Source organism: Candidatus Nitrosotenuis aquarius (assembly GCF_002787055.1).
In the GTDB taxonomy this organism is placed as follows: domain Archaea; phylum Thermoproteota; class Nitrososphaeria; order Nitrososphaerales; family Nitrosopumilaceae; genus Nitrosotenuis; species Nitrosotenuis aquarius.
Window position 1 is genome coordinate 1,057,098 of sequence record NZ_CP024808.1, and the last position, 25,404, is coordinate 1,082,501.

General features: G+C 32.8%; 26 protein-coding genes. 16 read left to right on the forward strand and 10 right to left on the reverse strand.

The window, feature by feature from the left end:
• The first annotated feature begins 8 nt into the window (after positions 1-8).
• Positions 9-998, forward strand: coding sequence for an SDR family NAD(P)-dependent oxidoreductase (locus tag NAQ_RS06295; protein WP_100183493.1), 990 nt, complete (start codon positions 9-11; stop codon positions 996-998).
• Positions 999-1,000: 2 nt separating this feature from the next.
• Here the strand turns inward: NAQ_RS06295 and NAQ_RS06300 are convergent, their stop codons facing one another.
• Both NAQ_RS06300 and NAQ_RS06305 read right to left on the reverse strand, forming a co-directional pair.
• Positions 1,001-2,488 carry a capsular polysaccharide export protein, LipB/KpsS family gene (locus tag NAQ_RS06300; RefSeq protein WP_100182732.1) on the reverse strand — a complete coding sequence of 496 codons (1,488 nt, stop codon included), beginning with the start codon at positions 2,486-2,488 and terminating at the stop codon, positions 1,001-1,003.
• A gap of 8 nt (positions 2,489-2,496) precedes the next feature.
• On the reverse strand, positions 2,497-3,258 hold the full coding sequence (locus tag NAQ_RS06305; RefSeq protein ID WP_100182733.1) for a cytidylyltransferase domain-containing protein: 762 nt from the start codon (positions 3,256-3,258) through the stop codon (positions 2,497-2,499).
• Here NAQ_RS06305 and NAQ_RS06310 point away from each other — a divergent pair.
• Both NAQ_RS06310 and NAQ_RS06315 read left to right on the forward strand, forming a co-directional pair.
• A complete protein-coding gene (locus NAQ_RS06310) occupies positions 3,247-3,765 on the forward strand; it encodes a GNAT family N-acetyltransferase (RefSeq protein WP_100182734.1) in 519 nt (172 codons plus the stop codon). The genes NAQ_RS06305 and NAQ_RS06310 overlap by 12 nt on opposite strands.
• A 5-nt stretch (positions 3,766-3,770) precedes the next feature.
• On the forward strand, positions 3,771-4,856 hold the full coding sequence (locus tag NAQ_RS06315) for a DegT/DnrJ/EryC1/StrS family aminotransferase (protein ID WP_100183494.1): 1,086 nt from the start codon (positions 3,771-3,773) through the stop codon (positions 4,854-4,856).
• Positions 4,857-4,860: 4 nt separating this feature from the next.
• On the opposite strand, the gene NAQ_RS06320 is transcribed toward NAQ_RS06315, so the two are convergent.
• Complete coding sequence (locus NAQ_RS06320) at positions 4,861-5,919, reverse strand: N-acetylneuraminate synthase family protein (RefSeq protein WP_100182735.1); 1,059 nt, start codon at positions 5,917-5,919, stop codon at positions 4,861-4,863.
• A gap of 78 nt (positions 5,920-5,997) precedes the next feature.
• Here NAQ_RS06320 and NAQ_RS06325 point away from each other — a divergent pair, with 78 nt between their 5' ends.
• On the forward strand, positions 5,998-7,008 hold the full coding sequence (locus tag NAQ_RS06325; RefSeq protein WP_100182736.1) for a hypothetical protein: 1,011 nt from the start codon (positions 5,998-6,000) through the stop codon (positions 7,006-7,008).
• A gap of 46 nt (positions 7,009-7,054) precedes the next feature.
• Positions 7,055-7,951, forward strand: coding sequence for an NAD-dependent epimerase/dehydratase family protein (locus tag NAQ_RS06330; protein WP_100182737.1), 897 nt, complete (start codon positions 7,055-7,057; stop codon positions 7,949-7,951).
• Between the two features lie 12 nt (positions 7,952-7,963).
• On the opposite strand, the gene NAQ_RS06335 is transcribed toward NAQ_RS06330, so the two are convergent.
• Both NAQ_RS06335 and NAQ_RS06340 read right to left on the reverse strand, forming a co-directional pair.
• Entirely contained in the window at positions 7,964-9,793 is a 1,830-nt protein-coding gene (locus NAQ_RS06335; RefSeq protein WP_100182738.1) for a glycosyltransferase family protein, read from the reverse strand.
• Between the two features lie 2 nt (positions 9,794-9,795).
• Positions 9,796-10,260: a WxcM-like domain-containing protein gene (locus tag NAQ_RS06340; protein WP_100183495.1), complete on the reverse strand. Its 465-nt coding sequence runs from the start codon at positions 10,258-10,260 to the stop codon at positions 9,796-9,798.
• Between the two features lie 157 nt (positions 10,261-10,417).
• Between NAQ_RS06340 and rfbB the strand changes: the two genes are divergently transcribed.
• Genes rfbB through NAQ_RS06355 form a run of 3 tightly spaced genes read left to right on the forward strand, consistent with a single transcriptional unit; the run spans position 10,418 to position 13,532 of the window.
• Complete coding sequence (gene rfbB / locus NAQ_RS06345; RefSeq protein ID WP_100182739.1) at positions 10,418-11,353, forward strand: dTDP-glucose 4,6-dehydratase; 936 nt, start codon at positions 10,418-10,420, stop codon at positions 11,351-11,353.
• A gap of 59 nt (positions 11,354-11,412) precedes the next feature.
• Positions 11,413-12,468 carry a glucose-1-phosphate thymidylyltransferase gene (locus NAQ_RS06350; protein WP_100182740.1) on the forward strand — a complete coding sequence of 352 codons (1,056 nt, stop codon included), beginning with the start codon at positions 11,413-11,415 and terminating at the stop codon, positions 12,466-12,468.
• Positions 12,469-12,479: 11 nt separating this feature from the next.
• Complete coding sequence (locus tag NAQ_RS06355; RefSeq protein ID WP_100182741.1) at positions 12,480-13,532, forward strand: glycosyltransferase family 2 protein; 1,053 nt, start codon at positions 12,480-12,482, stop codon at positions 13,530-13,532.
• 2 nt (positions 13,533-13,534) lie between these two features.
• On the opposite strand, the gene acpS is transcribed toward NAQ_RS06355, so the two are convergent.
• From acpS to NAQ_RS06375, 4 genes are read right to left on the reverse strand one after another with little or no spacing between them, the layout of a single operon-like run.
• Entirely contained in the window at positions 13,535-13,942 is a 408-nt protein-coding gene (gene acpS / locus NAQ_RS06360; RefSeq protein ID WP_245871556.1) for a holo-ACP synthase, read from the reverse strand.
• Complete coding sequence (locus NAQ_RS06365) at positions 13,900-14,307, reverse strand: MaoC family dehydratase (RefSeq protein WP_100183496.1); 408 nt, start codon at positions 14,305-14,307, stop codon at positions 13,900-13,902. The genes acpS and NAQ_RS06365 overlap by 43 nt, the downstream gene beginning before the upstream one ends.
• A 10-nt stretch (positions 14,308-14,317) precedes the next feature.
• Positions 14,318-14,557 carry an acyl carrier protein gene (locus NAQ_RS06370; protein ID WP_100182743.1) on the reverse strand — a complete coding sequence of 80 codons (240 nt, stop codon included), beginning with the start codon at positions 14,555-14,557 and terminating at the stop codon, positions 14,318-14,320.
• Positions 14,557-16,302, reverse strand: coding sequence for an HAD-IIIC family phosphatase (locus NAQ_RS06375; RefSeq protein ID WP_100182744.1), 1,746 nt, complete (start codon positions 16,300-16,302; stop codon positions 14,557-14,559). The genes NAQ_RS06370 and NAQ_RS06375 overlap by 1 nt, the downstream gene beginning before the upstream one ends.
• 115 nt (positions 16,303-16,417) lie before the next feature.
• On the opposite strand from NAQ_RS06375, the gene NAQ_RS06380 reads away from it, so the two are divergent.
• Both NAQ_RS06380 and NAQ_RS06385 read left to right on the forward strand, forming a co-directional pair.
• Positions 16,418-16,948, forward strand: coding sequence for an acyltransferase (locus NAQ_RS06380; protein WP_100182745.1), 531 nt, complete (start codon positions 16,418-16,420; stop codon positions 16,946-16,948).
• Positions 16,949-16,987: 39 nt separating this feature from the next.
• On the forward strand, positions 16,988-17,818 hold the full coding sequence (locus tag NAQ_RS06385) for a polysaccharide deacetylase family protein (RefSeq protein ID WP_100182746.1): 831 nt from the start codon (positions 16,988-16,990) through the stop codon (positions 17,816-17,818).
• Here NAQ_RS06385 and NAQ_RS06390 read toward each other — a convergent pair.
• Positions 17,815-18,750, reverse strand: a complete 936-nt coding sequence (locus NAQ_RS06390; RefSeq protein WP_100182747.1) for an NAD-dependent epimerase/dehydratase family protein — start codon at positions 18,748-18,750, stop codon at positions 17,815-17,817. The genes NAQ_RS06385 and NAQ_RS06390 overlap by 4 nt on opposite strands.
• A 205-nt stretch (positions 18,751-18,955) precedes the next feature.
• Between NAQ_RS06390 and NAQ_RS06395 the strand changes: the two genes are divergently transcribed.
• The 6 genes from NAQ_RS06395 (at position 18,956) to NAQ_RS06420 (ending at position 25,365) form a co-directional block, all read left to right on the forward strand.
• On the forward strand, positions 18,956-19,636 hold the full coding sequence (locus NAQ_RS06395) for an FkbM family methyltransferase (protein WP_162858676.1): 681 nt from the start codon (positions 18,956-18,958) through the stop codon (positions 19,634-19,636).
• A 57-nt stretch (positions 19,637-19,693) separates the two neighbouring features.
• Positions 19,694-20,878 carry a glycosyltransferase family 4 protein gene (locus NAQ_RS06400; RefSeq protein WP_100182749.1) on the forward strand — a complete coding sequence of 395 codons (1,185 nt, stop codon included), beginning with the start codon at positions 19,694-19,696 and terminating at the stop codon, positions 20,876-20,878.
• Positions 20,879-20,903: 25 nt separating this feature from the next.
• Positions 20,904-22,064 (forward strand): DegT/DnrJ/EryC1/StrS family aminotransferase, encoded by a 1,161-nt coding sequence (locus tag NAQ_RS06405; RefSeq protein WP_162858677.1) that lies wholly within the window; start codon positions 20,904-20,906, stop codon positions 22,062-22,064.
• Positions 22,065-22,134: 70 nt separating this feature from the next.
• The gene (locus NAQ_RS06410) at positions 22,135-23,019 is read left to right on the forward strand and encodes a glycosyltransferase family 2 protein (RefSeq protein WP_100182751.1); all 885 of its coding nucleotides are present in this window, start codon (positions 22,135-22,137) and stop codon (positions 23,017-23,019) included.
• Positions 23,020-23,031: 12 nt separating this feature from the next.
• Positions 23,032-24,201 (forward strand): lipopolysaccharide biosynthesis protein, encoded by a 1,170-nt coding sequence (locus tag NAQ_RS06415; protein WP_100182752.1) that lies wholly within the window; start codon positions 23,032-23,034, stop codon positions 24,199-24,201.
• Positions 24,202-24,249: 48 nt separating this feature from the next.
• On the forward strand, positions 24,250-25,365 hold the full coding sequence (locus tag NAQ_RS06420) for an FkbM family methyltransferase (RefSeq protein WP_162858678.1): 1,116 nt from the start codon (positions 24,250-24,252) through the stop codon (positions 25,363-25,365).
• Positions 25,366-25,404: the final 39 nt, after the last annotated feature.

The window sequence follows — 25,404 nt, forward strand, 5'->3', positions numbered from 1 at the left end:
AATTAATCTTGTTTGATGGTAAAAAAGTACTGATCACTGGCGGTACCGGCTCACTTGGCACATCTCTGACAGAAAAACTACTTAGAACAGATGTCGATACGATTCGGATCTTTAGTAGGGATGAATGGAAGCAAGTACAAATGAAATCAAAGTTTACCGACAAAAGATTACGATTCTTTATTGGTGATGTTAGAGATAAAGAAAGATTATCACGTGCTCTTGAAGGAGTTGACATAGTTATTCACGCTGCAGCGCTCAAACATGTACCAGTTGCAGAATATAATCCATTCGAGGCAGTAAAGACCAATGTACAAGGAACGCAGAATCTCATAGATGCTTGTCTAGAGAATAATGTGCAAACAGCATTAGCTGTAGGTACTGACAAGGCAGTTTCACCATTGAATACTTATGGAGCTACAAAATTGCTGATGGAGAGATTATTTGTTTCAGCAAACTACTACAAAGGAAATCATAAAATCAAATTCATTTGTGTGAGATACGGCAATGTACTAGGTAGTAGAGGTTCACTTGTACCCACATTGGTTGGACAAATACAATCAGGGAAAAATATCACTATCACTGATCCAGAAATGACAAGATTTAACATAACCATGGATGAAGCTTTGGCGCTAATTTTAAGGGCAATTAAAAAAGGACGAGGAGGAGAAATTTTTGTTCCTAAATTAAAGGCATACAAAGTTAAGGATATGAGAGATGCGATTATTGAACTGCTAAAGAGCAAAAGTAAAACCGAAATCATATCAATTAGACCCGGTGAAAAGTACCACGAATCTTTGATCATTAAAGATGAAATTCGAAATACATATGAGAATAAAGAAGACTATGTTATTTTTGAGAAGGAAACGCAAGAACATGAATTGTTACCAGAATTTAAAAAATCCACTCTAAAAGACCAATACTCATCTGATAGAGTAAGTCTATTATCAATAAATGAATTAAAACAAATTCTAGTTAGAGAGGAACTGGCAGTTATTTAGTATCATTTTGTATTTTTTATTTTTTTAATAAATTCAGATGCCAAAAATTCGAATTTTTGTTTTTCTAACTCTAGAAAAGTATTCATTTTTGTTTCAGGTATTTCTACATCAACCAAAGATCCTCCATAGTAGAAATAATCAGAATGAATTTGTACAAATCCATCAAGATCAAAGTTGAATGATATTTCATCTATGTAGCTGACATATTCATTTAGATCTGAGACATTCACAGTGATCTTAAGTGATTCTTTAATTACGCTAGGTAGATCTTCTAATGAACGTACTCTCCGAACAGATGGAAGTGTGGAAAATGCAGTGTCTGACAGTATTATTGACGGTTTTTGATAAAACGCAGCATCAAAGCCATTTGTTCCAGATATTGTAATAACAAGAGAACAATTTGTTATAAGATCATTTGGCTTGAATTCAGGATGGATTAATTCTACATTTGGCAGATTCATTATTTGCTTATAATTCGAAATTGATCTCCATCCACGTGAAAACATAGTCGGATGTTCTTTTACATATAATTTGTATCCGATCGGTAATGATTGTACAATATTGGCAATCATTTCCACTTGATTTGTATAATATGGTGCGAGTATGAGTAATGAACGCTCCTGTTCAATATGTAATGGAAAATAGATAAACTGTTTATTCAGATCAGGATCTTTGACAAGATTTCTATCTATGTAGTATTTCCTATATTTTGTTTTAAGCGAATAAATTATTGATTTTATTAGAACTTTGAATTTAGTTCTTCCATAATACGTATAGTGAGTTTTTGCATTACTGTTATTTGATACAAATAAAAACTGAAACACAGACTTGAGAAAGCCAGATTTAGATTTCTGAAACTTTTCTTCAAACTCGGTAGCTTGTTTGTATATGCTAAAACTTGCAAGATATTGTTGTAGCTCTTCAAAAGTTCTATTAGTCACAGTGAATGATTTTTGTTTGTAATTCAACAGTTCGTCTTCATCTGTAATTATACACTTGTAGCCAACTCGAGTTGTCTTGAGAAGTAAAACATTGACATTACGTGCCTTACAGATCTTATAAAACAGATAGTTATGATGAAATGCTGGTTGATTTAAAATTACAAAGTCTGGTTTTATTTCATCTAGGACTTTTTCATATAATCTACATTCTTGTTCTAGTATAGACAGTACTTCATCTTCAGTAAATTTGCAATAATCATTAAACCTGTAGAAAATTCTCTCATTATACGCAAATTGCCATAAATTAATCGAATACTTTTCTTCTATCTTTTTTAAATATGAAACATCAGGATTAATTTTTTTGATCTGATCGTGATAGAACCAAGTTTGTTTGAAGGGCACTAATTTTTGAATTTCAAAAAAAGTTTTTGTTCTGTCTGCGACATCAATTATAGCAAATAAATCACATTCGTGTTTGTCATATAGAAATTTGGCAATTCCAAATTGTATAAGGGTTTGATCTAACCAGAAAAGTATTTTGTTCTTCATGTTACTAACTAGGATTTTGATTGTTTTTTATCATTTTCTAATGATTTTTGATACCCTTCAAGAGAATTAGTATTTTTGTTAATTTCTAAAATCTCAGGTTTGTTTTTTAAGACATGTAGAATGTCAGAAAGTAAAATGGGCGTTTTTTTAATATTTTTGTAGATTTCTCTAACAAAATCCAAATCTTCTTTTCTGTCAACTGTCCAATGTAAATTTGAAACATTTTCAATATTTGCCACATTACCAATGCAGAATTTTGTTGGGTTGGTATAGATATATGGGGTTACGTGTTCTCTTTCAGACGGTTTCTTTGCATTTTCCCATGTTTTTTTTAATGTTTCAAAAGAAAAGACTTCAACCTCAGTACCAGCAGGAAATGTTTTTTTGAAAAAATTACTGACATAATCAAATTTATTGTTTTTGTAGAATAATACAACTTTGTCTATTATTTGGGGATCAATGAACGGTGCATCTCCATTTATTCTCACAATGTGTTCCATAGAGTAATGTTTTGCACAATTATAATATCGATCAAGTACGTCTTCTTCATTTCCTCGAAACAAATTCACTCCTAGAGATTTTGTCAATTCTTCTAAGACATCATCATTTTTGTTTATCGTTGTAGCTACAACAATACTGTCAAGTAGTTTTGAATGTCGGAGTTGGTTCATTTGGAATTCAAATAACGACACTCCATTCAGCTTCAGCAACACTTTTCCTGGTAACCTTGTGGATCCAACACGTGTTTGGACTATAGCATGAATCTTCATATCAATAATTGGATCATTATTGTTTTAAAACTATTAACCATAGAACAAGTTATAAAGTTCAAAATATCACAAAAACAAGATTTATTGAAAAAAATACCAGAGATTAATGTTAGGATAAAACCTGTGTCTAAAGCAGATTATGTTTTTTTGTATCAGTTATTAGCAGAGCGAGAGTCTAATACGAACATAAATCACAGAAGAATGCCGACTTTTGCCGAACATGCTAATTTTGTATCATCAAAACCATATTCAAAGTGGTATACGATCATGGTTGATGATACAAAAGTTGGTACAACATACCTCACAAACAAAGATGAAGTAGGTATTTTTATAAAAAAGGAATTTCACGGTATGAAAATAGGACATAAGGCTTTGAAATTATTAATTCAAAAAAATTCACGTAAGGCATACTATGCTAACATAAATCCAAGAAATAAAAAATCAATTAGATTTTTCAAAAATAACGGATTTCAATTAATACAACATACGTATGAATTAAGTAAATAGTAATGGTGACGGATTTGATAAAATTATTCGATCCTGTAATAGGTAAAGAAGAAGAAAAAGCAATTAGAGATACTCTTTATAGTAAATTTTGGGCCTCAGGCGCAGGTACAGGAAATGTCTCCAAATTCGAAACAAAATTCAAAGAATATACACAATCAAGGACTTGTGTTGCTGTAAACAACGGTACTTCAGCTCTTCATTTAGCTCTATCATTAATTGATATTAGTGGTAAGGAAGTAATTTTACCATCTCTGTCTTTTGTATCAACTGCTCATGCTGTTTTGTATAATGGTGGAATTCCAGTTTTTGTTGATGTTGAGCCAGATTCTTTATGTATAGATCCAAATGCGGTAGAAAAATCCATAACAGAAAAGACAAAAATTATACTCCCAGTTCATTTTGCTGGTATGCCGGCTGCACTTGCAAAGATAAAGAGATTATGTAAAGATCATAATTTGACTTTGATTGAGGATGCTGCACATGCAGCTGGTTCCACATACAAAAATAAGATGATTGGTAGCCATGGCGACATTGTATGTTTTAGTTTCCATCCTGTAAAGAATTTAGCAATGCCTACAGGTGGCGCAATAACTTTGAATGATGGTAATTGGAAGAATACCGAAGAAATTTTGAAGAGTAAACGTTGGTGTGGCATAGCAAATAGAAAAGGAGTCACATATGACGTGCCAAGAATTGGATGGAATTTTTACATGAATGAATTTTCTGCGGCAATTGGGCTAGTACAATTAAAGAAATTAGATTTATTGAACTCAAAAAGAAGAAAAATAGCGAAACGATACAATGATGAAATGAAAATAGAAAAGAAAATGCCATACAGCAAAGACTGTTCTTATCATTTCTATTGGATTAGGGTAAAACATAGAGAACAATTTATGAAAAAAATGAAAGAAAACGGTATTGAAACAGGCATACATTACAAACCAATTCATCAGATGAAGTATTACAATAAAAAAATAAAATTAACTAATACTGATATAGTTGGAAATGAAATTGTATCTCTTCCTACACATCCAAATTTATCAGAAAGTGAGATATCTAAAGTAATAAAATGTGTAAACTTGTTTGCATGAGTCTCTATTCGTAGTCAATTATACCTTGACCAATGGAAATACTTCGTTTTGCTTTTTTTCCTTCTACTTCAGATAGAAGTCTTGCATCTAGTCCGCGTGATTGTTTTCCGGGTCGAAGAATGGCAAAGTTGACTCCTTCCTTTAATACATCACCTTTTGAAATATTTTTTATGGCTTGAAGAGAACGTGTTGCAAACTGTCTCAACTCCTTTTCATCTTCAAGAATTTCTTTATTTCCACTGCCTTTAGCTTTGTCAGCATTTCGAATTGACTGAATCATAAGTTCTAGTTCAGACGGCATTAAAGCAAATTTATGATCTGGACCTGGAAGGTTTTTGTCAATAGTGAAATGTTTTTCAATTATTGTTGCACCATACCCTATTGCCAATACTGGCGCCAGTAACGGCTCAGTACTATGATCCGAAAGGCCAACTGGAACTCCATATCTAGACTTTATTGTTGGTATTACACTAAGATTTAGTGATTCTATAGGGGATGGGTATTTTGAAGTGCACTGTAGTAATGCGATCTTTGAATTGTTATTTTGTTTGATCAGATTTACTGCAAAATCGATTTCAGTAAATGTACTAGCTCCTGTTGAGACTATAATTGGTTTTTCTGTTCTTGCTAGGTGCTCAACTAATCTTACATGATTTATTTCATACGAAGCAATCTTATGAACATCAACGTAGGGTTCAATCGCTATTGCATCATCAACAGAAAAGGGCGTAGACATGAAAAGTATGTTTTCTTGTTTGCATGTCTTCGCTAGTTCTGGGATCATTTCATTTGGCATCGTAAGATAATCAAACATATCATTTACAGTTTGATCTATTCCATTTTTTGAAAGATAGTCACTTTTTCCAGCATCATATGCATAAAGCGAATTGGACTTGAATGTTTGAAATTTTACTGCATCGGCTTTTGCTTTTGAAGCTATTTTTATCAGTTTTTTAGCCTGTGCCAGATCTTCTTCAAAAGTTCCACATTTCCAGTTAGAACCAGCCTCGGCTATTACAAAAGTATGTTCCTTATTGCTTAATCGTTCATAATTAAAATTCAAAGCGAATCAATTAGGTTGCGTGAAAAATTGTATAATAGGTTTGTTATATTTTAAAATGAGTAATAATTCAAGCAACATATGGGAAAAAGTGTCTCCATTCTAATTAGAACATCTGGTGGACTAGCTCCAAAAAAACAATTGGGGTTTGGCCATATTTATCGCTCAATTAATTTAGCTGATCAATTAAAACCAAACAAAATTCACTTTCTTGTAGAGGACTTTGGTGGAGCCAAAGAGATCATAAGATCAAGAGGCTTCAAGAGAATTATTTCATTAAAAAAAGAAATTTCTTTGAAAGAAGATATTGAGAATACACTCAATGTTGTGAAAAAGAATCAGATCGACATTTTAATTATTGATAGATATAAACTGAAGAATCAATATGTAAGAGCATTAACAAGAGTAGTAAAAACTGTGGTAATATCTGATCTTCGAATCATAGACTTTCCAGCACATCTTGTAATCAATGGTTTCATCGGATTTACAAATCACAGAAAATATAATAGATTTGGAACTAAGTGTGTTCTAGGTCCGAAATATCAAATTCTCAATAAAAACTTTCAGACAAAACTAAAAAATGTAAAAACAATTACTTTATTGGCCACATTTGGAGGTTTTGACGAGAGTAACATAACAAACATGCTACTGGATTCTGTAAAGCCATATCTTGATTCTATGAAATTGAAGATTATTTTGGGGCCTGCCACCAAACGCAGTAAGAAAATCGTTACTTTAAAAAATAGATACAGAAAAAACCTCACAATAGTTCAAAAAACAAACTTTATGCATAAAGAAATTGCACGGGCCAAATTTGGCATATGTTCGGGTGGAATTACATCATATGAGTTTGCCAGATATAATATTCCATTTGCAATTGTATCACAGGTCAAACATCAGCTCATTACATCAAAAGAATGGCAAAAGAGAAAACAGGCATATGATTTAGGAATTGCTAATAAATCAACAAAGAAGAAGATTACTATATTCATCAATAGGATTATGAAAAATAGAGTTAGGACAAAAAATCACATTATTGTTGATGGGCTAGGTGCAAAAAGAGCCTCAGATGAAATTTTGAAACTATTGTAACTACTTTATGTTTATAACCGTCTAGAAAAAATTATTTTTAATTCAAATGAAGATCACTATAACTGGCGGTTCTGGATTCATAGGCAGTAGCTTAGTGAAATCATTGTTGAAAGAACAAATTACTATTTTTGATACAAAAAAACCGAAATTTGATGTGAATTTTGTTGAGGGGGACATCAATAACATAGACAATGTGATTGTTGCCACAAAAGATGCAGATGTAGTTATACATCTGGCTGCTGCCCTGGGTGTTATAAATACCGAAAGAAACCCAGTTAAAACTTTAGACACCAATATTGTTGGAACTAGAAATGTTCTGGAGTCATGTAGACTAAATGATGTGAAGAAAATAATTTTCTCATCATCATCCGAAGTTTATGGCGAACCAATAAAAGTTCCAATTAGTGAATCTGACAAACCTATTCCAATTACTACTTATGGGATAAGCAAACTAGCAGCTGAAGAATATATTAAATCATATTCAAAGAGCTATGGAATCAGATACACGATTCTAAGATTGTTTAATGTATACGGCGATGAACAAGGTACACAATGGGTAGTTCCTGAATTTGTTAGTAAGGCAGTAAATAATGATGATATCATAATACATGGGACTGGTTCTCAGATACGAGCATTTTGCTATGTGACAGATGTTGCAGATGCATTTAGGATAACCCTAGAGAAAGGAGATGGTGAGACCTTTAACATAGGCAATGATAAAGAACCAATTTCAATTAAAAATCTAGCAGAAAGAGTCATCTCTTTAGCTGACTCTAAGAGTTCCATTCGTTCAATACCGTTTGAGAAATCAGATAGAAATAGAAGCGAGATAATGAATAGGGCTCCAAATATTGAAAAAGCTGACAAATTGTTGGGATATCATCCAGTTGTGTCTCTTGATGAAGGCATTCTTCAGATCATCAGAAATAAAAAACCTAATTAAAAATAATGTAGCTCACATTTGTTCCAGATGCGACAGTATTTCTTTTGATGCATGTCCTTGATTTACAAGATAATCTTTTACAAATCTCCTGCCATTCTCTACAAGTTGTGTTTTAGATTCTCTATTGGAAATGATTTGTTGTAAAGTACTCTCAAGTTCGTTAATTTGTATTTGAAGACATGATTGTGATCTAAAAATGGAAGGTTTACCAAAATCATAATTTTTGACAGAAATTGAGATGGTTGGTTTATCCATCATCTGAGCTTCAAGTATAGTAGTAGAGACATCTATTGACAAGAGTATCTCGCAGGATTTGATTAATGATAAACTACTACCGCTTTTCAGCACTTCAATATTTGGGTTAATTGACTTAACTAGATGCGTTATATCGAGTTCATCCTGAAATGGATGAAGCTTAATGATTAGTTTTTTATTTAATTTGGAAACTGTTTCACATATTGTTTTTATTGCATTTTCATAATTAAACATGCCTTCTACAGTAAGATCATTGATTTGATTTTGTCCAGGGGATGTTGTGGTTAGTAAAATGTAATCACCATCATAGGAATCTGTTACAGATACTGGCTTATCATAGAATTGACTTCCAACGGCGTATGTTTTTTGTCCAAAATTATTTTGTTCTGCATATTGACGCATAATATTACCCCAAACCAGAAACTTGTCTGATTTTTCAGGAAAAATTCCAACAAATTGATTGTATTCTTTTGCTTCCTGAGTATCATAGTATAATCCATGTTGAATAAGAACTACTTTGATGCCAGCTTGTTTTGCTAGATTAAGTATGATTTGTTCGTTGAAGCCACACTCTGACCACAGTAATACTGATGACAGGTTGTATTTTTTGAATAATCTCTTGGCTAATTCGATTTCATGAATTGCCTCTCTAATTCTTTTTTCGCATAAATTAATGAATCGTGATTTAATTATTGGCCAGAATTTTATTGCATTTATTACAAAAAAATCATTAAAGAAAGATTCTTCCTCTAAGAGAATGGAGACCTTATTTTTGATTTCATTCTCATAAGATATATTTTTTGTATTTTGGGAAGATAATTCACGATGGGTGATAATTGAACAATCAGAATTCCTCAGAATTGAGAGAGATTTGTTGTTCCATACATATGGCCTACGCCTATTGTAAAGAAGTAGATTAGAATATCTTGTGGATTTATTTGTTAATAGCTGTTCATATCTTAATGTATCAAGCTCAACCAGCAGGCATGATTTTTTATGTTTATCAATTTTATTGTTTAATCCAAAAATTATACTAACTATTTTTTCAGATAGATTTTTTAATTTTACAAATGTTGATTTCGTGAGTGTAATATTTATTGATATATTACCAAATTTTATTGGGATTTTGACTTTATCATAGAGAAATTGTTCTTGTTGTTTTGTGGTATCAAATCTTGAAACGGTGGTAGTAAAAAAATTAGCTATTTCGTATAACGAGTTTGAAACAATAAAAGTAGAGTTCTGATTTTTTTGTACTATTTTTTCAATCTCAGTTATTTTCTTTAAAAGTGGCAGAAGCATGTAATGGAATTCAATATAGAATAGATTCCCAACGTTGATGTTTTCATAAGTTAGTTTTGTTGATATTTGTTGTTGTTGAGCCCACATGGCAAGACGATAACTTATTTTTTGTAATGTTGTATGGTCACTTTTTTCAAGTAAATTATCGGATATTTCGTGGCTAATTTTTTTGTCTGATAAAAGTATGTGAGATTTATAATCAAAAGTGTATATTTTTGATTCTTTAGTAACAATTTTGAGAAGATCCTCTATGTCACTTGATGAATCAAAAAGAATTATTTGCATACTTAGATGGATCTAAATTTTTTCCATTTACTCCAATCATAATCGTCAAAGGTTAGATTTTGCATTTCGTTATCATTTGGTTTCCAAGCTGGACTAGCTAATGTTAACACGCTTGCAATTTTGTTACCAATATTAATGTGTGCGGAAGGATGGTTTTTTGGAATCTGGACTAGAGTTGGATTATTTTCTCCGGATTCAATTTCGTGATATTTACCTTGTAAATCTTTTGCAATGAACACTACTGTGCCCGTTATACAAATAAAATAACTGTCTCTTTTAGTGTGTAGATGAGGTCCTTTTATCTCTCCTGGATTAACTGAGGAGACATAGACCATTTGTGGAGTAACTTCCAAAATATTATCCCAGTCTCTCCAAACAACAGTCAGTGAGCCATTAACATGTCCATCATTGATGTCTTTTGTTTGATGAGTCTCTAATTTCATACTCCTAATAGTATCATTTTTCATTACATCATGCTCCATATTGTAACAATAAAAATATTGAGTAGTAAATATTCAACTAATCATTTTATGTTTATTATGTGCAAATTAATCATACACAATAAATACTAAGAATCAGTTTGGATGTTAATTTGTATAGAATATTTTCACAGGGGGAATAAAATTGAGAGCATTAGTAACAGGAGGTTTAGGATTCATTGGAAGTAATTTCATCTTGGAGTTGATACGAAAGTATCCCTCTATCAAAATTACAAATTTGGATGCAAAATTGTCGGGATCTAATGTCAAAAACTTGCACGAGGTGGAGAAAAATAAAAGATACAGCTTCGTACATGGCAACATCACAAATCAAAAACTAGTGGATAAGCTTGTTTCGACATCAGATGTTGTTTTTAACTTTGCAGCAGAATCACATGTAGATCGAAGCATTTCCAATCCAAAACCGTTTATTGAATCCAATATTGTTGGAGTATACACCATTCTAGAAGCCATCAGAAAATACCAGAAAAAACTAATTCAGATTTCAACTGATGAGGTTTTTGGTAGTTTGAAAAAAGGAAGTGCTGATGAAGATCACAATCTAAATCCGTCAAGTCCTTATTCATCATCCAAGGCATCTGCTGAATTATTGGTGCACTCATATCATGTCACGTATGGAGCAGATGTTTTAATAACAAGATGCACGAACAACTACGGACCCAGACAACATCAAGAGAAGCTTATTCCCAAAGTTATAATGTTAGCAAAGAACAATAAAAAAATCCCAATATATGGAAGCGGAAAACAAGTTCGAGATTGGATTTTTGTTACTGATCATTGTGAAGCTATAATGAGAGTTTATGAAAAGGGCAAATCTGGCCTATCATACAACATTGCGGGCCACAATGAATTAGACAATAACACCATAGTTAGAAAAATTTTGAAGATGATGAACAGGCCATTTGATTTGATTGATCATGTACAGGATAGGCCTGGACATGATTTTAGATACAGTATGAATTCATCTAAAATAGAAAGAGAATTGAAGTGGAAGCCGCGGTACGATTTTGAGAGAGGATTAAGAGATACAATCTCATGGTACATGAAAAATGAAAAATAATTACAGTCATTTACAATTAGGTGTAGGAACTATATAGACTGATTTTTGTGATGTAGTTAATGAAAGGAATTCTTCTTCATGGAGGTCATGGAACAAGATTACGCCCTCTTACACATACAGGTCCAAAACAACTTTTACCAATAGCAAACAAACCAATGTCACAATACTGTCTTGAGTCAATACGAGATGCTGGTGCAACCGAAATTGCCATAATAATAGGCGGTATTGGTTCCAACAAAGTAAAAGAGTATTATGCAGACGGAAAAAAATTCGGAGTAAAGATTACCTATGTAGAGCAAGAGTATCCAAAAGGTATTGCTCACGCGATTAGATTGTGTAAAGATTTTATTGGAAGCGAGAAATTTCTCGTGTTTTTAGGCGACAATATTATTCAGAAAAGCATTTTAGATTATGCTAAAGATTTTGAAAAATCAGATGCCGAAGCTTCAATATTATTGTGCGAAGTAGATGAGCCTTCCAGATTCGGCATAGCCGATATGAGAGATGGAAAGATTACAAAAATAATGGAAAAACCACAGAAACCGCCAACAAATTTGGCAGTGACTGGGATTTATTTTCTCACACCAAAAATATTTGAAATCATAGATAGACTAAAACCGTCCTGGAGAAACGAGTTAGAGATAACAGATGCACTTCAGATGCTATTGGAGGAAGGCAACAAGATCACATATCATACAATAACAGATTATTGGAAAGACACTGGAACACCGGATGATATCATTCATGCAAATAAGGCCATACTGCAAAGCATGAAGCCATACTTTCATGGAAAAAAAGATGACGCCCATGTTACTGGTAACGTCATGGTCGGAATGAATACTCAGATTCACAACTCTAAGATAGGCGGCCCTGTGATCATAGGCAATAACTGTGTAATTGATGGAGTTAACATAGGACCAAATACCAGTATTGGTGATAATACAAAACTATCATATTGCAACATATCTGATTCTATAATTATGTCAAATTGCATATTAAGTGGAAATCTGAAAATTAGAAAGAGCATTATTGCCGCAAATTCAAATATAATTTTAGAAGATGACAGTGATGAAAAAGTGTTCCTACTCGGAGAGGGAACAAGAATAACACTATAAACCATCTAGAAATGATAAATCTGGATAGACCACTAATCAGCATCATCATACTAAATTACAATGCAGGTAAACTTTTGCTGAATTGCGTTGAATCAATACTTCATTCCAATTACAACAATTTTGAGATCATAGTAGTAGATAATATTTCAAATGATGAGAGTCATAAACATTGTAAGGAAAAATTTGAACAGATTAATCTAATAGAGAATCATGAAAATCTAGGCTATTGTGAAGGAAATAATGTAGGGATAAGAAATGCCAAAGGGGATTTTGTCATAATATTGAATCCAGATACTGAAGTTGATCCTTTGTGGTTAGATGAGCTTTTAAGTGCATATAGAGAATTTGGTGAAGGGATCTATCAGCCAAAGATTTTATCGGTAGATGAGAAAAATGTTCTGCAAAGCACAGGCAATAAGATTCACCTGTTTGGATTTGGTTACTCAAGAGATCTTGGTATTATTGATACAAATCAACATAACAAAATCGAACATATAGGTTATGCAGCTGGTACGTGTTTGTTCACAAGTGTTGGAATTTTACAGAGGTTGGATATGTTTGATCCATTCATTTTCTTGTATCATGATGATCTAGATCTTGGATGGCGAGCTTGGCAACAAGGCATAAAATCGTATTATGTACCAAAATCTGTTATCTATCATGTGAAAAGCTATAATCTGAAATGGAGTGCACAAAAATTCTTTTGGTTGGAAAGAAATCGAAAGTATTGTCTTTTAACTCATTATTCAAAAGAAACATACAAGAAGATGGCCTTCTGGCTTGCATTAGCAGATATTTTGATATGGTTTGTGTATCTTACGAAGGGATTTGTGAAGGCAAAGATCAGAGCGGAACAAGAAATTAAAAAGAATAAGGACAAAATTGCAAAAAAATACATTGAGTTAGAGAACAAAAAAATAGTTTCAGATAAAGAGGTAATCAAAAATTTCTCTGACACCATTTTTGTGTCAGATAATATTTCCAGAGGATTATTGAGCTCAATTTTTAATTCATTACTTGGGTTCATGAGCAGACGTGCAAGAAAATCTATTTTATCTGGCTAGACTTAGATCTTTTCTGAAATTACTACAGCTACCGCAAATTCTTTTTCATGACTAATTGAAACCAGAAATCTATACTTCCCAAGTTTAGTGTTATGCAATCGGATAACTGGTCTTGAATTATGATGAGAAGTTTCAACATCAAGAAATGAAATTTGTTTTTTTATTGATTTTTTTAGTGCTTCCTTACATGCAAATTTTCCAGCAAAATGTTGGGCGGGATTTTTGTATTTTAGGCAATATTTTATTTCAGATTGACAAAATAATTTCTTATAAAATGTTGGTTTATCTTGAAATTTTATTTTCTCAAATCTTTGTACGTCAACTATATCAATTCCTATACCAAAATTCTCAAGCATAGTTTTCTTTGTTATTGTCTTACTAGAACTTTTGCCAAACCATCTATCAAACACTTGCCGGTTTGATTTGCTATAGTAGTTTTTAGCGTAATGATTTTAGTAGTTTCATGTTTTTCTATGACCTCTCCTTTAATCACTATTTGATCATCAATAAAGCACGGCAATCTAAAATTCAGTGTTTGTGAAAAATACAATGCGTTTTTACCAGGAAGATGCATTCCTACCAATCTAGATAAGTAAGAAGCCAACAACATTCCATGACAAACTCTTTTCTCAAATTTGGTTGATTTTGCATAATCATCATCCATGTGTAATGGATTGTAATCTCCAGAAAGCTTGGCAAAATCATTAAGCGTTATTTCATCAATTTTTATTTCAAATTGTACTGTTTGGCCTAGTTTTATGCTCTCAAATGTCATTGATGAGACGTCAGTCATCTAGTGCCACACCATGAATTTTCAAATAGTATTTTATGTCTGCGACATTTTTCGTACTTACTACCTCATCGATAGTAAATTGGGTCTTGAATTCTGACTCTAGCTCATCCAATAAAACATACGAATTAAATGAATCCCAGCTTGGTATTGTTTCTGGACTAGAGTTATCATCAATTATAGAAATGTCTACTCCCATTACTTTTGCAATCAAAGAATATAGTTTTTTAGACATTATTTTTCATCAATGGTAAGGAATCCAGGTGCTTTGAAATCGGGTTTTGAATAATACCAGTAATCACCCTCTTTAACGAATCCACAGTCAGGGAGAAAACTCTCAACTGGTTTATTTTTTTGAGTCGGGATATATTGTGCTCTTATTCTTTCAACGCCATTTTCTTTTGCTTTTTTTATAATATGACTGATAATTGCCTTTTCGACCTCTCTTCCCATCACACGACAGCTGAGCAGAAACGTATCAAGTGTCCATTGTTTTGGTGTATCTTTCTTTACGATAAAAACTCCAGTTATTCCATTATCGCCAAATTTATCTTCTACCTGTGCACATCCAACCAGAAATTGGTTATTTTGTACAAATTCACGTATTTCTTCTTCTTGATACCTATGTGTGGTCAGATTAAACTGGTTTGTCTTCAGCGTTAGTTGAGAGATTCTAGGTATGGTAAATTGATCAGCTGGAAGAATTGACACTTTAAGATTTAGTTCTTTTAGAAAATCCTCCAAGTTTGTAGCAAAGCTTTCAAATTGTTTTCTTTGTTGTTGTTCTAGATACATCTTTCCTCTTTTGGTGTCTTCCTCAGTTATTGACAGGGTATTGAATTCGCTCATATTTTGTAGTATCTTTGAGTATTGTGAGGGATCTTTTGGTAGATCCACTGTAAGTACCTGCGGCAGTCTTGTTTTCACAAACTCCCTATTTACCGGATCATCATCAAAAAAAACCATATAATCAAGTCCAAAATTGAGATCTTCTGCTATTTCTTTCATATTGGTTACTTTGTCATCCCAATTTATTTTGAGACAGGCAAAGTGCTCTTTTTTCAAGATCATGTCAGGATGTTCATTGATTACTTTGAGCGCATCTTCAGGGTTGTTTTTACTGTTTATTGCCAACAAGACACCTCTCTGATATAATGACAATAATACACGTTGAAATTCCTGATATGCATTTCCAGGAGGTGTATTTCCTAGTTTTATTCCATCAAATCCATCTTCACCTACAATTCCACCCCACAGTGTATTATCCAGATCCAAGACAATGCATCTCTTACCCAATCCTAATGAAGCAATCACATAGGCCATGAGATCATTGACTAGATGAGGGATGTAATCAAGACAGACTTTTATGTCGCCAAAGAAATATTGCTTAAAATCAAACATGTTATTTTCTCCAAATTTAGCGACAAAGCTGTTAAAGTCATAAATGTAAACAGAGTCATTTTGCATAAATTCTGATTCCAGTTTATTATTTAGATCAATAATCATACTTTTGAGTCCATATTCTTGTTTTGTTTCAGATATTCCATAAGGTGAAAAAGACGGTATAGAAAAATTTGTTACTATTAGTTTTGAGTTTGTTTTCTTTGTAAATGTGTTTATGAGATTTGATAGTTCTTTGAATTTTGTTTCTATAAAAGTAGTTCTTTCTGATGACGAAATTGAATATGGGAAATGGAATAGATTACCCAATATACTTCTGGTGTCCAATAATAGGAACGTTAGATCAGGAGAGAATTTGTACAAATCACTTTGATCATCCAGTATGTTTTGAAAGTATTGGTTGTATCCTGCCAAATATGTTTGACATTCAATATTTCTTTCAGCGCATTTGACTCTGAATGTTTCTTCAATTCCGTTTATCGTGAAGCTGCTCAGAAGCGCAATTCGAATTTTTTTATCATTATCATTAATTTTTAATTCTTTAGCCTTTGTAATGTAATAAGATAATTTTTGTTCCATATTATACAATGATATCCACTTTGATATCTATTTGTAATTTTGTTCGCCATCTTTAACCTAACCGTAGATTTTATCAGATAGGTTTAGATTTAAAACAATTTTTTAGACCAGCTATATGCAGAGCGAGGATCCTACAGATGTTAATGAACGCGAGTTAATGGAGTATTATGGATACAAAGGAAAAATAGGAAATACAAAGATGAAGATGAAATTTTTTCGTTCTTGGGTTCTCCACTGCATTGCATATTCATGTCCACTATCTAGTCTAACTTCAAGAATTCAACGTATGCGTGGGGTAGAAATTGGGAAACATTGTCATTTCTCACCATACGTACAACTGGATCTCATCTACCCTCATTTACTGCACATAGGCGATAATGTCACGTTTGGATCAAACGTGATGATTTTTGCTCACAACAATCCTGCTGCCAACTTGTTTTTAAAACGAGGGGAGTATCCAAGAAAAGTAGCAGAAGTGACTATAAAATCTGGTGCAGTGTTGTTTCCTGGCGTAATAGTAACAGCAGGAGTTACAATTGGGGAAAATTCTATTATTTCGGTGGGAAGTGTGGTAACGCAAGATATACCAGATTATTGTGTGGTTGTAGGGAATCCGGCAAGAGTTATTAAAAAAATTGATCATTAAAGTTGGATTTAATAATAAATTTGACATAATTGAGCTAAATTGAATCTTTTAGGCATAGATTTCGAAGAATGGTATCATCCTAAACTAATTCAAAAATATTTGACGAATCAGAAAAAAAATTTATTGATAACTAATGGAATCGATAAAATTCTTGACTGGTTAAGAAAAAATGAAACATATGCTACGTTTTTCATTGTTGGTGAAATTATTGAATCAAAACCAGAAATTCTTGACAAAATTCTTTCTGATGGACATGAAGTCGGATTTCACACTATGCATCATGATGGATTAGAATCTTTATCCTATGACAAATTTGATAATGAGCTCAAGACTTTCAATAAGTTAACATCCGGGAAATCTGTTGGTTTTAGAGCCCCAACATTCTCTCTTAACCACACTACATCTTGGGCCATAGACGCATTAGAGGTAAACAACTACTCATACGACAGTAGTCTAATTCCAGTAAAATCGTACATGTATGGGGTTTCAAGCAATGAGCTTGGGCCATACAGAATAAAGAGTCAGAATATAGAAAGAAATCATGAGGACGGCAAAATTCTTGAGTTTCCACTGCTTACATCAGATTTTTTCATAAGGCGCATACCCATTGCAGGTGGTTTTTACCTAAGAGCATTACCTACAAGACTATTATTTGATGCAATTGAGAAATATGAAAAAAATGAAATTCCGGCCACTATGTACATACACTCTTGGGAACTTGTGCCAGAGCTTATGCCCAAAATCGACTTACCTTTCAAGGAGGAATTCATAACATATCACAATATCAAAAAAGCATTCCCACGTATGGACTCAATTCTTAAGAAATTCAAATTTACTTCTTTTACAAGATATATTGCAAAAACAGATTAGGTTAATGATGAAAAATAATCCAGAGTCTTTTTAATTCCGTCTTTTACAGATATTTTTGGTTTCCAACCGAGCCCTTTTAGATTAGAATTATCTACAACAAAGTTTCCAACATCAACTTTTTTTGTATATTGTGGAGAATCGATGTACTGCACTTTGGTGTCTGTGAGATCCTCAAGCCACTTACCTATCTGATAGAACCATGTTTTTTTATTAGAAGAGATCCAGTAAAGATTACCACTCTTGCCTTTTTTCATTATTGATTCAATACCACTTATCACATCAGAGATGTAGATTACATCACGGTAGAACTTACCTTTGTTATAGATTGTAATTTTTTCTCCTTTGAATGCCTCATGTATTAGATAATTAATTGCGTTTTTGGTAGGGATAACTTGCTCTTTTGGGCCAAACGAGTTCGTAATGCGAAAAATTATCGAGTCTAGACCATATACATTATTGTAGATTTTGCAATAGTGCTCACTTGTTAACCTATTTGCACCATAAATTGTTGTAGGATTACAGATAGTTTGTTCGTTTACAGGTAGTTTATTGGGTTTTCCTACCACAACAAATGTACTGCCAAGTATGAATCTGCATGACAGTTTCATTTTTCTGATTTTTTCTAAGATGAATAAAGTTGACCGTGTATTTGCATCTACATCGTACATTGGATCTTCAAACGATTTAGAATGTGAGGTTTGGCCAGCCAAATGAATTAGAGCATTTGGTTTGTATTTTTCTATAATTGAGCCAAATTTTGGAAGATTCGTAATGTCTACTTTCTCTAGTATTACGTCTTTAGCAATTTCAGAAATATTTTGTTTTTTTGCATAATTTCTAGTCAATAGTATGAGTTCGTGATCTTTTTTGACAAGACTGTGTGAAAGGGAGCTACCAACAAACCCTAATCCACCGGTGATCAGTATTTTCACGATTTTTTTGTGTTAATAGTTCGTTATAAAATTGAGGGGAATACAATACTGCAAAATGGTGGAGAGATTTGCAAACCTTTAGATTTAATTGATTGAATGTGATATAACTGTGAAGAAGAGGTCACCTAGTAAATTTTCAATTTTATTGAAATGTATAAAATTAGTTAGTAATTGGCACGTAATACCTTTAACACATTATGGATTAATGAAAGATGAGTTCGTCATTGTAAAATTAAGAAATGGATTAAAAATAAAACTGCGAACAGATTCTACCGATTTACAGGCATTCTTTAACGTATGGATATTACAAGAATATCAAAGAGAGCACGGTTTTAAGATAAACGCCGATGATGTTATCATCGACATAGGAGGCCACATTGGTCTGTTTACATTATATTGTTCCCAATTCTGTAAAAACGGTAAAATTTTTTCCTTTGAACCAATTAGAGAAAATTATGAAATACTGTTAGAAAATATTAAACAAAACGATATTAGAAATGTAAAACCATCTAATATTGCAATATCTAGCAAAAATGGTAAAATTCGTATTTACCTGAGTGATGATCAGGCAGCACATAGTTTTTACAAAGTAGGCGAAAAATCGGTCGAGATAGAAACCACTACCTTGGAGAACGTAATCCAGTCTGAAGATATAGAAAAATGTAATTTATTGAAATTAGATTGCGAGGGAGCAGAATATGAGATAATAGATTCTCTTACTGACGACATAACTAAAAAAATAGAAAAAATTTCTCTAGAATATCACCATGCAGATACTAAATCATCCCTCTTAATTGATTTAAAAAATAAACTGAAGACAGAATATCTAATGAATGATCACCCATCTAATAATGGCATGGGAATTTTATTTGCAAAACATATGTGATGTATACGTAGCAAAGACTTGAAAGGAGATAATAATTAGAAAAAAATAGCAGATTCAATGAAAATCGCATTAACTTGCCCTGCATCATTGCCAGCAACACAATTTGGTGGTATCTTATTTTTGGCTGTGGACATAGCAAGAGAGTTATCAAATGTAGGACATGATGTGAAGATCTATACAACTGATCTAGATTTTGCAAATAATCCAAAAACGTTTAACAAAAATCTACCAAGAATTGAAAAGATTGACAAATTCACAATAATTAGGACACATGTATGGTTTGCAGTTAACTTATTTTTTATTAATCCTGGAATGTACTTTCAGATGTTAAAAGACAAACCGGATGTGATTCATTCTATTGGTGCACGAAGTTTTCAGGCAGTTATAGCGGCACTTGTGTCTAAAAAGAAGAAAATTCCTTTAGTTTTGTCTGATCAAGGAGGTCTGACTACCCATCCAGATTTAACAAAAGTAGGAATTGTAAAAAAAACACTGTATAAGATGCAGATGCCTTTAGTGAGGTTTGTTATTAACCAAGCAACAAAGATCAGTGTGGGTAACGAATACGAAAAGGATATTTTTTCAGAATTTTGCTCTCAGGACAAAATAGTAATTGTTAGAAATGGAATTAACCTAGACAATCTATATGCTTCCAAAGTAGATTTTAAGAAAAAATACAACATAGAGAATGATTTTTTCTTATTCGTTGGCAGATTCAATAAAGTGAAAGGAGTAGATATTCTACTTAACGCAATCAATTTAATAAAAAATTCGCAGGAAATGAAAGAAAAAATCTTGGTGATAATGGGAGTTGACTTTGGTTTTGAATCTGAGATGTTTGAGATGATAGATAATCTAAAACTTCAAGACAAAATTTTGGTAATTAAAAACCCTCCACGCGAAGATGTCATATCTGCCTATAACTATTGTAAATTCTTGGTTTTACCTTCGAGATGGGAGCTCTCTCCTTTGACTCCCTTGGAAGGCTTTGCCTTCAAAAAAGCAGTCATAAGTACCAACGCTCATGGTATCCCATACATCGTAAGAGATAAAGAAAATGGCTTGTTAATAGAGCCAGAAGATTACAAGTCACTTGCTTCTGCAATTATTGAATTATTAAAAAATGAAGCAATGTGTAATGAGTATGGTCTAGCTGGATATAATTTAGTTCAGAACATTTGTAATTCTACAAAGATGGCTAATAGCACTTTAGAAATATACAAACAAATTATCAATAGATAAATTACAGCATTTTTCAATTAATCCAGTGAAAATCAAAGACGCTTTTAATGATAAATCAATTAAGGTCCCATTTTTTGCCCCTGAAATAACTTCTGAAGATAAAAAAGCAGTATTATCAGCATTAAATTCCACACTTCTTACAGATGGTCCAAAATTAAGAGAGTTTGAGAACAAATTTGCCAGTTTTACTGGAGCAAAATATGCAGTAGGCGTATCCAATGCAACATCTGCACTTCATTTATCACTCAAGGCATGTGGTATAGGGAAAGGAGATGAAGTGATTATTCCAGATATGACGTTTGTTGCTACTGCAAGCGCTGTTGTTTTGGCTGGAGCAACACCAGTTCTGGCAGACATAGAAAGAAAAAATTTCAATATTTCTTCTGAATCTATTGAAGAAAATATAAGTTCTAGAACTAAAGCAATTTTACCAGTACATTTTGCTGGCAAGGTATGTGATATTGACAAGATTAGAAAGATAGCAAAAAAACACAACTTGAAATTAATTGAAGACTCTGCTCACGCCATAGGAACCAAGTTTGGGGATGACCATGTCGGAACATTTGGAGATGCTGGCTGCTTTAGTTTCTATCCTACTAAAAATATCACTACCATTGAAGGCGGAATGGTAATTACTAATTCAAAAGATATAGCGACTTATGTTAGAACGTTAAGAAACCACGGCATATTGAAATCACTGTCAGAAAGATATTCCAAGGGAAGACCATGGGAATATAACGTCTTAGAACCCGGATATAATTATAGATTAGATGAGATAAGATCTGCGTTGGGCATTAGCCAGTTAAAAAGAATCAATGCTTTGAATTCTAAAAGAAAAGAAGCCTTTGCTTATTATAATAATAAGCTGGAATCCAGCAAAGGGATCATAACCCCGTCAATACCCAATGACAACTCACATTCTTTCCATCTTTACATAATTAGAGTATTAAAAGAACAACACGGATCATCGAGGGACGCGGTATTCAAGAAACTTGTCAAAAGTGGTGTGAGAGTATCGGTCCATTACAAACCAATACATCAATTCACCACATTCAAAAAAATAGTCAAGATAAGAGGAAGTTTAGAAAACACAATGCAGGTCTATAAAGAAATACTAACTCTACCTCTATATCCACAGATATCTAGAAGATTACAAGACATAGTGATCAAAAGCATATTGAGTTAGTGTGTATTTTTTGAATTATTTAATAGGAGATTTTATTATAGTCAGGATGAGTTTCTTTGGTGAACACTGATTGAATATTGTAATTGGCATACCAGCATATAACGAAGAAAGAAAAATAGGAAAACTTGTATCGGAGTTAAAAAGAAGATTCGATAACATAGTAATTTGTAATGACGGTTCAACAGATGCTACATCTAAGATTGTTCATGATCTAGGTGTAGTTGTAATTGATCATGAGAAGAACTTAGGCTATGGTGCTGCAATAAAGAGTATTTTTTTAAAAGCTAGAGATCTGAACGCAGATGCGCTAATAACATTTGATGCAGACGGCCAACATAGAATAGAAGATATCAACAAAGTTCTTGATCCAATATTACATGAGGATGCAGACATTGTAATTGGTTCAAGATTCATGAATGAAAAAAGCCAGAATATTCCAGAATATCGAAAAATAGGCATTAAGGCATTGACAAAAGTTGCAAATGTCTCATTGAGCGAAAAACTCACAGATTCACAAAGCGGTTTTAGAGCATACAATAGAAAAGTTCTCTCTGAGATAACACCGACAGATTCTGGTATGGGTGTATCAACAGAGATTTTAATCAAGGCAAATAAAAATAAATTCAAGATAATAGAAGTACCAATAACAGTTCTTTATGACGGTGATACTTCAACTCATAATCCAGTATCGCATGGGACCTCTGTTTTGTTGAGCACATTAAAGTATACAGCAATAGAACACCCCCTGAAATTTTATGGTATTCCAGGAATGATTCTTTTAGGCATAGGATTATTCTTTGTTTTATGGACTATTCAATATTATGGGGAATTTCGCGTTTTTCATTTGACTTTAGCTGCAATAGCCACTGGGACAATGATTTTTGGATTGGTGGCATTGACTACGGCGGTATTGTTATTTTCTTTAATCAATGTGATAAGAGAAAACAAGAATTGAACAAGTTAAGATATGGATGATGTTGTAGATAATATTAAAAATAAACTAGTTGGCCTAAAAGGACTGGCCTCAATTGGATTGGCAGATATAATAGGAAACGCAATTACTGTTTTGTTTTGGTTTTACATAGCATCGAGATTAGATCCGCATGATTATGGCCAGATTCAATATTTTCTTGGAATTGCTGGAACTGCATCTTACATTTCTTTGATTGGTACACAGAATACAATTACAGTATATACTGCAAAAAATATCAACGTTCAATCTACATTATACTTAATATCACTACTAGTAGGATTAGTTTCTTCCATCGCAATAATGATAATTTTTTACAGAATCGATGTAGTTTTGCTACTTTTTGGATATATAATAAACACATTAGCCATAGGAGAACTACTAGGGAGAAAAGATTACACGATTTATGCTAGATACACCCTGATACAAAAAGGACTTACTTTAGCACTTGGGATCGGATTTTATTTTGCTTTTGGAGCAAATGGGATAATTTTTGCATTAGCACTTTCATACATAGGATTTTCCATTAGAATCTATAAAAGACTTAGAAGTAATAAGATAAATTTTTCATTGGTAAAACAACGATCTAGATTTATTGCAAATAACTATTTCCTGATTTTAGCTGGTGGACTTGCAGGTCAAGCTGACAAATTAGTTATAGCACCATTACTAGGGTTTGCTATTTTGGGTAATTATTCACTAGCAGTACAATTTTTTGGTGGACTCATGATATTTTCAAATATTATTTACAAATACATAGTTCCAGAAGATTCCTCAGGAAATTTAAACAGAAAATTAAAGATCTACACAGTTGTGATTTCTGTAATAATCACAACGCTGGGGATAACACTGCTTCCGTATCTGATACCAGCATTTTTCCCCAAATTTACATCAGCAGTAGAAGCAATACAGATTATGAGTTTGGCCATAATTCCCACTACTATGAACATGATATACGTTTCAAAGTTTTTAGCTTCTGAGAATAGTAGAATTCTATTAATAGCATCAGTTGTTGCTTTGAGCGCAACAGTTTCAGGTACAATAGCATTTGGTCACATGTTTGGGACGCGTGGAGTGGCTTCTGCCTTTGTTCTTTCTGCCTCGTTAGAAGTGATATTTTTGATTTTTGCAAACCACAGACAAGGCAAATTGCAACAAATGCAATGATCTACATGTAAATACTTAAAAGATGGATCATAAGATTTTAAAATAAAATTGTCATTTTCCAAAAATTTAGGGTTATTGTATTATTTGTTTCCGTTCATTTTTGTGACTAAAAATAAAATCTCATTAATTTTATCAATACTTCGTGGAGCAAAATACCATAAGATAAAACTGTTAGACGGCACAGTTGTAAAATTCCATTATTTGCAATTTAATACAATGCTTGCATTTCTTGGCATTTTGACATTTGCTAATTCTTATTCAGTAAAGCAAGACAGAAAATTAGAAGTGGTGTTTGGTAAGAGGAGTAAATTCACTATTCCGTTAGACAACATGACATTTGAAGATAGTAATCTAATATTGACGTTATTTGGTTGCCTAAGACATGGTGCAGATTTTGTTACTAATGAAGAAGACTTTAGATATCGAAGAGATAAGACAATTAAGATAACAGAAGAAAATGGAAAGAAAATTCTTGAGCTTGCTAATGGAATAAAATTCTACATCGATTCCATTCATCCCGGAAATACGATCACCGCAACATTTACCCAAGACATCCACACCATGAATAGAGAAAAAAATTGGTCTGGAAAAACAGTAATTGATGTTGGGCCGGAATGTGGAGATACTCCTTTGTATTACGCCAATTTGGGAGCTAGAGTATATGCATTTGAACCAATAAAGGCACATTATGATGCTATGATCAAAAACATTGAGTTGAATCCTCATTTAGCGGAACGAATAACTCCAATCAATGCAGCTATTGGAAAAGATGGTATGCTAACATTCTATCAAAATGCTAAAGCAAACATTGCGGAAATGGCATCATATGTGTACAATGTTCACGGGAAGGATGTTAAGACTACTCAAGTCAAAGGGTATAGTTTTAGATCATTATTTACGGAATTTAAAATTAGTCATGTAGATTTGTTCAAAATAGATTGCAAGGGATGTGAGTTTGAGCTTACCCCTGATGTTTTAGAAAATGTTGACGCAGTGAAGATCTCTAACACATATGATGAAAATCCAGAACGCAGGCAAGAAAAACTTATTGATATGTTAGAGAGCGCAGGATTTAGATGTGTAGCATATAGAGTAAACCCCAATAGAGATCGTCAATCCACTAGCAAGACAGCGCAAATTTATGGCATTAAAGTACCAAAATGAATCTAAATATCTAGATTGACAAGTTAAAAGGCACCTAAC